A 10,033-nucleotide genomic window follows, 5' to 3' on the forward strand; every position below is an offset into this window, starting at 1 on the left:
GGGACGCGCCGTGCGGGAGGTCGTCGGCTGGCCAAATGCCCTTGGGGTTGCTGCTCTTGGGGTGGAAGGACTCGGGGTTGATGCGCTTGGTCTCATCACAAGTCTCCTGCTTCAAGCCAATGAGCTGGGGAAAGACAAGGCACCGGTCGCGGGTGACGCGCTGTCGAGTGCGTCCCGCAACATGCCTTTCCACTCGTCCACCAAGGAAATCAGTTGCTCGGTGAGTACGAATGCAAGGTCGACATCCTCTTCAAGCAAGCTCTGCAGGGGAACGTGGAAAGCCACCACGGGATGGTCGCTTTCAGGGTGCAGGCTGAAGGTGGGCAAATAGAAGCTGGTATTGCCGAGGTTGGCCTGCAGCAGCAATTCGAGCATTGCGTTGCGGTCGATGCCGTCGTCGAGTTCACCGAGGTCCGCGAGCAGGCGAATCTCGTCCCGCTCCTCCAGGTACTCGATGCCGACCAGCGTCTCGTCCACCTGCAGCAACCCACGGTCCAGAAGCTCGCCGGCGTCGCCGAGCTCCAGCTCCTCGCAAAGATCCTGGACCAGTTCGATATAGTCCTCTCGACTCATTGGGGCTCGTCTCCTTCCGAGGTCGAACAAGAAAAGCTCGTCTCATGGGTTGGTAACAATCGTGTCTCGAGCAATCCGCTCGGCGTCCTGACTTTTTGTGAGGGCGACTGAAGGAACAATCAGTTCGCCGCCAAATGCAGGGGCCGGCCGGCCCTTCGAATTCATTCACATCTCATCGGTGTCATACCCGTGCCCGTCCTGCCGTCTTCAACACCCGAACGCGAGTTGTCGGAAATCCTTCGCGACGTCTTCGGCTACACCGAGTTCCGCGGCCATCAACAAGCCATCATCGAGAACGTCACCGCCGGAGCCGACGCGCTGGTGCTGATGCCCACCGGCGGCGGCAAGTCGCTGTGCTACCAGATCCCTGCGATCGCACGGCAGCGTGCGGGGCGTGGCGTGACGGTTGTGGTGTCGCCGTTGATCGCGCTGATGCACGACCAGGTCGGCGCCCTGCACGAGGCCGGCGTCGATGCTGCCTTTCTCAACTCCACGCTCGATTGGGAAGAGACGCAGGACGTGGAGCGCCGCATGCTGCGCGGCGAAATCACCTTGCTCTACGCGGCGCCCGAACGCGTGACGACGCCACGGTTTCTTTCACAGCTCGACGGGTTGCACGAGCGTGGCAAGCTGTCGCTGTTCGCGATCGACGAAGCGCATTGCGTGAGCCAGTGGGGCCACGACTTCCGGCCCGAGTACCGCGCGCTGACGGTGCTGCACGAGCGCTATGCCGGCGTGCCGCGCATCGCACTCACTGCCACCGCCGACGCGCTGACGCGCGCCGACATCGTGGAGCGGCTGCAGCTCGAGGAGGCGCGCCAGTTCGTTTCCAGCTTCGACCGGCCGAACATCCGCTACACGATCGTCGAGAAGAAGGACCCCACCACGCAGCTCCTGCGCTTCATCGAACGCGAGCACGAGGGCGACGCCGGCGTCGTGTATTGCCAGTCGCGCAAGCGCGTCGAGGACACAGCCCAGACCCTGCGCGACGCCGGGATCGAGGCCCTGCCCTACCACGCCGGGCTCGATGCGGCGGTGCGCCAGAAGCACCAGGATCGCTTCTTGCGCGACGAAGGCATCGTGATGGTGGCAACCATCGCCTTCGGCATGGGGATCGACAAGCCGGACGTGCGCTTCGTCGCCCACCTCGACATGCCGAAGAACATCGAGGGCTACTACCAGGAGACGGGCCGCGCGGGCCGCGACGGCGCGCCGGCCGATGCCTGGATGACCTACGGGCTGCAGGACGTGGTGAACCAGCGCCGCATGATCGATGAGAGCCCTGCGGGCGAGGAGTTCAAGCAGGTGATGCGCGGCAAGCTCGACGCCCTGCTCTCGCTGGCCGAGGCCAGCGATTGCCGGCGGGTGCGGCTTCTGAACTACTTCGGCGAGCACAGCACCGTCTGCGGCAACTGCGACAACTGCCTGAACCCGCCACAGGTGTGGGACGGCACGGACGCAGCGCGCAAGCTGCTCTCGACCATCTACCGCGTACAGCAGCACAGCGGCATCAGCTTCGGCGCCGGCCACATCATGGACATTCTTCGCGGCAAGGCCACGGAGAAGGTCACGCAGTTCGGCCACTCGAAGCTCAGCACCTTCGGCCTCGGCAGCGAGTTCAGCGAGGCGCAGCTGCGCGGTGTGATGCGCCAGCTGATCGCGACCGGCGCGCTGTCGGTCGATGCGCAGGCCTTCAACACCCTGCAGCTGACCGATGGCTCGCGCGCGGTGCTCAAGGGCGAGACGCCGGTGCTGCTGCGCGAGTCGGTCTCGTCACCGGCCGACCGCAAGAAGTCAAGGCGCGACAAGCCGGCGCGCGGTGCGCCTTCGCCCGCTGCGGCCACGTTGGACACGGCGGGCCAGGCGCGCTTCGCCGCGCTCAAGGCCTGGCGCGGGGAGGTGGCGCGCGAGCACAACCTCCCGGCCTACGTGATCTTCCACGATGCCACGCTCGCCGCGATCGCGGAGCGGGCACCGGCCACGCTCGAGGATCTGCAGGGCCTGAGCGGGATCGGCAGCAAGAAGCTGGAAGCCTACGGGGCGGATGTACTCAGGGTCTGCGCCGCGTTCTAGCCGGAGTTAGCGTCCGGGCCGCAGCATCCGGTTCTCGAGGATCGGAGAGCGCACCAGGTAGGGCACGCGCTCGGCTTCGGCCTTGCGCATGGCGATGTCGGCCTTGCTGACCGACGGCGGGGTGGGGCAGACCCCGCCTCCGAGCAGATGCAACGCCACCGCAAGCCTCGCCTCCTTGGGGTCGCCGAGCTCGTGGGTGAAGTCGTCCACCACGGCGCAGGTCGGTGCAAAGCCGTCGCCATAGTCCCCGAAGCCCTGGTCGTTGACGCCCTGGAACTGGATGGCGTAGTAGCTGGTACCGCAGTTGTCCTGCGGCGTGAAGCCGTAGGGCTTGCCGCACGTGCCCCCGCCGACCAGGTCGACGGTGACGCCAATGCCGCGAAGGCCGTTGACGATGGACTCGCTGGCCGAGCAGGTGTCGGGGCCACTCAGGACGGTGACGTGCGACAGCCCGAGTTGAGGCAAGGCGTACCCTGGATTCACCGAATACCCCAGCGTGGTGGCGTGGAAGGGCACCTTAGTGTCCTCCGCCGTCAGGTTGAACGGATTCTTGCTGCTGTACAGGAGCCGCTCGAAGGTCTTGCCCTGGGTCGCTGCGCTCGAGCTCACCATGTAGGCCAGTTCGCTCGCGATGTCGAGGTAGCCGCCACCGTTGTAGCGCATGTCGATCACGAGATCGGTGATGTCGATGGACTGGAACGCCTCCATCGTGGAGGCCAGCCAATACTCAGCGGTTGCGATGTGGTGGTTGAAGAGCATGTAGCCGACACGCTTGCCGCCGATGTTGAAGGCGTTGAGCATCGGCACCGGATCTCGCGTGATCGAAGCCGAGGTGAGCGTGAGAGTCCGCTCGGTGCCGTCGACCGCGCGCAGCCTGAAGCTGTGTTGCTCTCCTTCGCGTTCGGGAGCTATCGCCGCATTGAGCGCATCTGCATTCGTCGAGCCCTGTACATCGATGCCGTCGATCTCGATCAGGCGGTCGCCGCGGGAAACCCCCGCCTGCGCAGCCGGCGAACCCGGCTCGGTGAACGCGACGCGAATATCACGTGGCGCCGACGCGGCAAGGAAGGCGAGTTCCATTCCATAGCCGACTTCGGTGCCTTTCTGCGACAGTGCACGTGCCTGCGCGGTGTTGGCGGTGAAATGGAACCGATCCTTGGGTTTGCCTTTTGCCGTGAGCTTCGGCGTCTTCAGCACATCGAAGTAGGCGACGGGCGTCGCGTAGTCCTGCGCGAGCAGCGTGGTGGGCACCTCGTCGAACCACAGGTAGGTTTCGTCGATCCATGCGCGCACCCAGTCTTTTTCGTTGGCCAATGTGCCCTTGCGGTCGTCGAAGGGGGTACCGGTTGACGGATCGGTGCCGGAGCGCGGCGCGGCGCACTGCGCGGACACGGAGGCTGAGGGAACGATGGTGGCTTGAGGGATTGGCGTCGGGCCGGGCGGCGTGACCGGCGTCCCGGGCACTGCAGGAGTCGGAGGTTCACCCGGAGCCGGAGGAGTTTCGACCGGCCCCGCATCCGCGGGAGGCGGTGAAGTTGCGGAATCCGCAGTGGCTGGCGGCGCCGCGGCGATCGGCGGAAACATTGCTGCGCCTCCTCCTCCACCGCCGCCGCAGGCGGCCAGCGTGATGATCCATGCCGCGCAGCCAGCAAGCCGTGTGAGCTTCTTCTCGAGAATTCGACCCATGTTCCCTCCCTCCGCATGCGCCGGACGACGCCATTTGATTGGCCGGCATCGTAGGAGGGCTGACGCCACGGGTGCATCGGCCGTGACATTTCTTCAGCTTTCGCGGGACCGGCGACCGTGCCGGAACGGGCTGCGCGGCCCGACAAGCCGGCAGCCGCGGCCGGGCTATGGCTGCGTCGAAGGCAGCGTCACGACGAGGCGGCTCTCCCTGGCCGGCACACGCACGAGATACGGCATGCCCAGCGCCTCGGACTTGCGTCGCGCGACGTCAGCCTTGCGCGAGTCCGGCGCCGGGCAGGCCCCGGTGCTGCGGAGCGTCAATGCCGCCGCCAGCCGCGCCTCGGCAGGGTCACCCAAGGCATGGTCGAAGTCGTCAGCCACCGCACATGTCGGTGCAAAGCCGTCGCCGTAGTCACCGAAACCCTGGTTGTTGACACCCTGGAACTGGATCGCGAAATAAGTGGTGCCGCAGTTGTCCTGCGGCAGGAAGCCGTAAGGCTTGCCGCAGGTGGCGCCGCCGATCAGGCTGACCGCGACACCCACGCCGCGCAGGCTGTTGATCACCGATTCGCTGGCCGAGCAGGTATCGGGCCCGGCGAGGACGGTGACGCGCGTCAGGCCCAGGCGCGGCAGCGGCTGCCCGGCCGGCGTGGAGAAGCCACGCGAAGTCACGTGAAAGGGCAAGGCAGCCTGCGCGGGCGCCAGACGAAAGGGGTTCTTGCTGTTGAAGACCAGGCGCTCGAACACGGCGCCGGTGGTCGCACCTGACGAGCTGACCATCGAAGCCAGTTCGCTCGCGACATCGAGCAGGCCGCCGCCGTTGTAGCGCATGTCGATCACCAGGTCGACGATGCCTGCGGCCTGCAGTTGGTTCATGGCCGCGATCAAGGCCGCCTCCGCGGTCGCCAGATGGTCGTTGAATTGCATGTAGCCCACCGGCCCGCTCGCGGTGGCGATGGTCTTCACGTTCTGCACCGGAACACGGGTCACGCGCGCCGCGGCCAGCGCGACCGAGCGCTCGGTGCCGTCGGGAGCGCGCAGCTTGAAGCTGTGGGTCTCCCCCTCGCGGGCGTGCACGAGGCCTGCGTTGAGCGTGGTCGTGTCGCTGCCGTTGGCGACATCGACGCCGTCGATTTCGACGACGCGCGTCCCTCGCACGATGCCCGCCTGCGCTGCGGGCGAGCCGGGCTCGATGTAGGCCACGCGCACATCGCGCGGTGGCGATGCGCTCAGGAAGGCCAGCTCCAGGCCGTAACTCACATCCATGCCGCCTTGCGAAAGTGCGCGATAGGCCGCCGTATCCTGCGTGAAGTGAAAGCGGTCCTTGGCTCTGCCGGACGCGGTGAGCTGGGGCGTCTTGAGCACGTTGAACCAGGCGATCGGCGTGGCGTAGTCCTTCGATGCCAGCGTGGCCGGCACTTCGTCGAACCAGAGGTAGGTTTCGTCGATCCAGCCGCGCACCCAGCGCTTCTCGTCGGCGGTGGTGCCGCTGCGATCGGGGTAGGCCGCCCCGGTGTCCGGGTCGATGCCGTTGCGCGGCGCGGCGCAGAGGCCCGCGACGCTGGCGGAAGCCACGATGCCGTCGTCCTCGGCAGCGGGCTCGGCCGGGCGCTGCGGCGTCGCGGCCAGTGGCAAGGCACCACCGCCACCGCCGCCGCCACCACCGCAGGCCGTCAACGCCACGGCGGCCGCGCACACGGCGAGCAGCGCAGCGAGCCGCTGCAATCGAAGCTCCATGAAGAAATCCCCCTCGCGCGCCGCGCGCGGCGCGACCGTCGCAGTCTAGTGAACGAAGCCCATGCCGCGCGATTCGCGCACCTCCGGCTTGATGCGGTGTTCGGCCTCGAGCTGGTCCAGGAACTCGTCGGCCGAGAACGCGACCCCGAGGATATCGGTCTGGCGTTTGACGGCCGCGAAATCGCCGGGACACAACTGCTGCAGCCTGGCCAGGCGCTGTCGTCGCTCGCTCGTCAGGCCGTCGGCATCGCCGCCCAGCGCCTCGATCAGGAACATGCGCTCGCGCTGCACCGGCGTCAGCGGCATGAACTTGATCTTGAAGGTGAAGCGCCGCAGCGCTGCCTGGTCGAGGCGATCGAGCAGGTTGGTTGTGCAGACGAAGATGCCGTCGAAGCGCTCCATGCCCTGCAGCATCTCGTTGACCTCGGTCACTTCGTAGGTGCGCTGTGCGCCGCGGCGGTCCTGCAGGAAGCTGTCGGCCTCGTCGAGCAGGAGGATCGCTTCTTCGGCCTCGGCCTCCTTGAACATGGCGGCCATATTCTGCTCGGTCTCGCCGACGTACTTGCTCATCAGGTCGCTCGCCTGCTTGATGATCAGCGGCCGGCCGATGGCGCGCGCCATGTGCTCGGCCAGCGCCGTCTTGCCGGTGCCGGGCGCGCCGTAGAAGCACAGCGTGCCGTGGCCGCGCACCTTGAGTGCCTCGACGATGCGCGGGATCTCGAAGCGGCTCTCCACGTTGAGCATGTCGAGATCGTAGGTGGTCACGCTGCGGCGCACGCCCAGGCCGCCCTGCGTGCCGAGTGCCAGGTCGGCATTGCGCAGCTGGCGTTCGATCAGACTCTCTGTGGAAGTCCCCTCCGACGCGGCCAACCCCGCGAACCGCACCGCCGTGCGGATCTGGGCCGGCGTGAGGCCTTTGCGGGCGGCCAGTTTCGCGGCAAACGCATCGGACACGGCCACGCCCTCGAGCGTCTTGCGTACCAGTTGCTCGCGCGCACCGGGCGGCGGGGACTTGAGCTCGAGGTGGTAGGCGAAGCGGCGGCGGAAGGCGGGGTCGATCTGCTCGATGCGGTTGGTCACCCAGATCGTGGGCACGGCATTCGATTCGAGGATCTGGTTGACCCAGGCCTTGCCGCTCACGCTGCCGCTGGCGGACGCGGGGATCTGCTCGGCGCGCGCCATGATCTGCGCCGCCTCCGTGCTGATCGGCGGGAACACGTCCTCCACCTCGTCGAAAAGCAAGGCCGCCTGCGCGCTCCCCTTGAGGAAGACCTGCGCGATCTGCAGCGAGCGGTAGCGGTCGCGGCCCGAAAGCGAATTGCCGTCGCGGTCGGCGTACTCGACCTCGAACAGCTCCAGGCCCGCGGCCTGCGCCACGACCTTCGCGAGCTCGGTCTTGCCGGTACCGGGCGGGCCGTAGAGCAGCACGTTCACGCCCGGCTCCTTGCGCGTCACCGCGGCGCAGAGCAGGGTGATGAGCATCTGCGCGTCCTCCTGCACGAAGCTGAAGTCCTGCACGACCAGCGCGCTCTTGGCCGAGGGCCGCGTGAACACGGCCATCAGCTCGTTGTGGTCGCGATATTCGCGCATCAGCACCGGAGGCAGCTTCTCGCTGACCTTCATGAGGTCGGCCAGGTCGGTGATGTTGTGCTCGGAGATCAGGTTCTCGACCAGGCCGATTCGCTCCAGACGCGAGCCGGCGCGCAGCGCCTCGCCCACATCGCTGGCATCGACGCCGGCCACCTCGGCGATCGCGGCGTAGGCCTCCGGCGCGTTGTTGACCTTGAACTCGACCAGCAGCGAGCGCAGATCGCGCTGGTAGCGCGCGAGCGTGCCGTAGAGCAGCAGCGCGCGCTCGGCCTTGTTGAGCTGCAGCAGGCCCGCCAGCGCGTCGATGTTCTTCTCGACCAGGGTCGACTGCTTGCGCAGCGCATGGGTGAGCCAGTCGCGCGTGGCCGAGAGCACCGAAAGCAGATCCTTCGGCTGGTCCTTGGCGTACTCGTCGAGATAGAAGAAGAGCGTGCCCTCCTCGTAGGGGCCGCGCCACACGCCGTGACGCTCCAGCAGCGTGCGGCCATCGAACTGCTCGACCCCTTTCCAGACTTCGTTGCCGGCGCAGCGCCGGCCCAGGAATTCGCGCAGGCGCTGCAGGACGGCCAGCGGCCAGACGAGGTGGCGCCCGGTCAGCGAGAGCAGGCCGTTGAGGTCGCGCCGCACGTTGAAGCGCGGGCCCTGCTTGGCCGCGAGGGTGAGCACGAAATGCGAGCACATGAGCTCGAGCACCGGCGCTTCCTTGAGTCCGGGCGACGGCAATGCATGACCGCGGGAAGCCGCAGCCACTACATCGGCACCGGAACGCTTGACCATCGAGCAACCTCCAGCTAGGAGAATCAGAATCGGAAACTGATCGCGACCATAGCGCAGAGTTTTGGCTTCGGGAAGACTCGGGAACGGTAAAAACCCGGATGTTGCGATTCCGTCCACAATGCCGGCCATGCTTGGAATCGACGACATAGAACGCGCCGCCGAGCGCCTGCGCGGGCAGGTGCTCGATACGCCGTGCGTGGAATCGCGGACGCTTTCCGAGATCGTCGGGGCGCAGGTCTTCCTCAAGTTCGAGAACCTGCAGTTCACTTCCTCTTTCAAGGAACGCGGCGCCTGCAACAAGCTGGTCGATCTCTCGGAGAACGGCGTCCGGGGCGTCATCGCGATGTCGGCCGGAAACCATGCCCAGGGGGTGGCCTACCATGCCCAGCGCCTGGGCATGCGGGCGCTGATCGTGATGCCCCGCTTCACGCCGGGCGTGAAGATCGAGCGCACCCGCGGCTTCGGTGCGGAGGTGGTGCTGCATGGCGACACGCTGGAAGCGGCCAGCGCCCATGCGCTCATGCTCGCGCAGCAGGAAGGGCTGGCCTTCGTGCATCCCTATGACGACGAGGCGATCATCGCCGGCCAGGGCACGGTGGCACTCGAGATGCTGGCCGCGGTGCCGCAGCTCGATGCGTTGGTGGTCTCGGTGGGCGGCGGCGGCCTGATTGCCGGCATGGCGCTCGCTGCCCGGGCGCGCAAGCCCGGGATCGACATCGTGGGCGTGCAGACCCGGCGCTTCCCGGCCATGGTCAATGCGGTTCAGGGCACGCATCATCCTTCGGGGCAGAGCACCATCGCCGAGGGTATCGCCGTCGGCACGCCGGGCGTGCTGACGCAGGCCATCATCGGCGCGCAGGTGAACGACCTGCTCCTGGTCGATGAAGGCGACATCGAGCAGGCGGTGCTGATGCTGCTCGAGATCGAGAAGACGCTGGTCGAGGGCGCGGGCGCGGCGGGGCTGGCGGCGCTGATCCGGCATCCTGAGCGCTTCAAGGGCAAGCGCGTCGGGCTGGTGCTCTCGGGCGGGAACATCGACCCGCTGCTGCTGGCGGCGATCATCGAGCGCGGCATGGTGCGCGCCGGCCGGCTGGCGCGCGTGCGCGTCAGCGCACGCGACGTGCCGGGCTCGCTGGCCCAGATCACGGCCACCGTGGCGGAAGCGGGCGCTAACGTCGACGAGGTGCACCACCAGCGCGCCTTCACCATGCTGGCGGCGCAGAACGTCGATATCGAGCTGGTGCTGCAGACCCGCGGGCGCGCGCATCTCACGGCGGTGCTCGAGGCCCTGCGCAAGGCTGGCTTCGAGGCGGACGAGCAGCGCTGAGGGGCTGGCAAGCCCCTAGACCGCGGCGCGCGGGTCCGTCGGTAAAATGGCCTCAGTTTTGCGTACCCGAGGAATAACCATGTCCAATCCCACACCTGTCGATCCGGCCAAGGCCGCCGCTGTCGAGGCCGACGCGGTCGAGTCGATCGTCCACCTCATGCCCCTGGTGCTGCCCGTGGCGGGCGGGGTGCTGATGCTCCTGCTGGCGTCCATCGCCGTCTACTTGGCCTGACATTCGGCTGCGGCAGCGGCGGACACCCCGCCGGCCGC

At 67.3% G+C, this 10,033-nt stretch carries 7 protein-coding genes; 3 read left to right on the forward strand and 4 right to left on the reverse strand.

The features are described 5' to 3' along the window. Nucleotides 1–111: 111 nt before the first annotated feature. Nucleotides 112–603, reverse strand: a complete 492-nt coding sequence (locus APY03_RS39340; RefSeq protein ID WP_146039278.1) for a CesT family type III secretion system chaperone — start codon at nt 601–603, stop codon at nt 112–114. Between the two features lie 159 nt (nt 604–762). Here APY03_RS39340 and recQ point away from each other — a divergent pair, with 159 nt between their 5' ends. Further along, nucleotides 763–2,646, forward strand: a complete 1,884-nt coding sequence (gene recQ, locus APY03_RS39345) for a DNA helicase RecQ (RefSeq protein WP_232324580.1) — start codon at nt 763–765, stop codon at nt 2,644–2,646. 6 nt (nt 2,647–2,652) lie between these two features. On the opposite strand, the gene APY03_RS39350 is transcribed toward recQ, so the two are convergent. The 3 genes from APY03_RS39350 to APY03_RS39360 form a co-directional block, all read right to left on the reverse strand. Then, nucleotides 2,653–4,332, reverse strand: coding sequence for a S41 family peptidase (locus APY03_RS39350; protein ID WP_232081202.1), 1,680 nt, complete (start codon nt 4,330–4,332; stop codon nt 2,653–2,655). 165 nt (nt 4,333–4,497) lie between these two features. Then, entirely contained in the window at nt 4,498–6,069 is a 1,572-nt protein-coding gene (locus APY03_RS39355) for a S41 family peptidase (protein ID WP_068686230.1), read from the reverse strand. A gap of 45 nt (nt 6,070–6,114) precedes the next feature. Beyond that, nucleotides 6,115–8,436 (reverse strand): ATP-binding protein, encoded by a 2,322-nt coding sequence (locus APY03_RS39360; RefSeq protein WP_068686232.1) that lies wholly within the window; start codon nt 8,434–8,436, stop codon nt 6,115–6,117. 127 nt (nt 8,437–8,563) lie between these two features. On the opposite strand from APY03_RS39360, the gene APY03_RS39365 reads away from it, so the two are divergent. Together APY03_RS39365 and APY03_RS43070 are read left to right on the forward strand one after the other, a co-directional pair. Beyond that, a complete protein-coding gene (locus tag APY03_RS39365) occupies nt 8,564–9,763 on the forward strand; it encodes a threonine ammonia-lyase (RefSeq protein WP_174262779.1) in 1,200 nt (399 codons plus the stop codon). Between the two features lie 79 nt (nt 9,764–9,842). Continuing rightward, the gene (locus APY03_RS43070) at nt 9,843–9,995 is read left to right on the forward strand and encodes a hypothetical protein (RefSeq protein ID WP_174262778.1); all 153 of its coding nucleotides are present in this window, start codon (nt 9,843–9,845) and stop codon (nt 9,993–9,995) included. Nucleotides 9,996–10,033: the final 38 nt, after the last annotated feature.

Origin of the sequence: Variovorax sp. WDL1, from assembly GCF_001541225.1 — a bacterium.
Lineage (GTDB): Bacteria > Pseudomonadota > Gammaproteobacteria > Burkholderiales > Burkholderiaceae_C > Variovorax.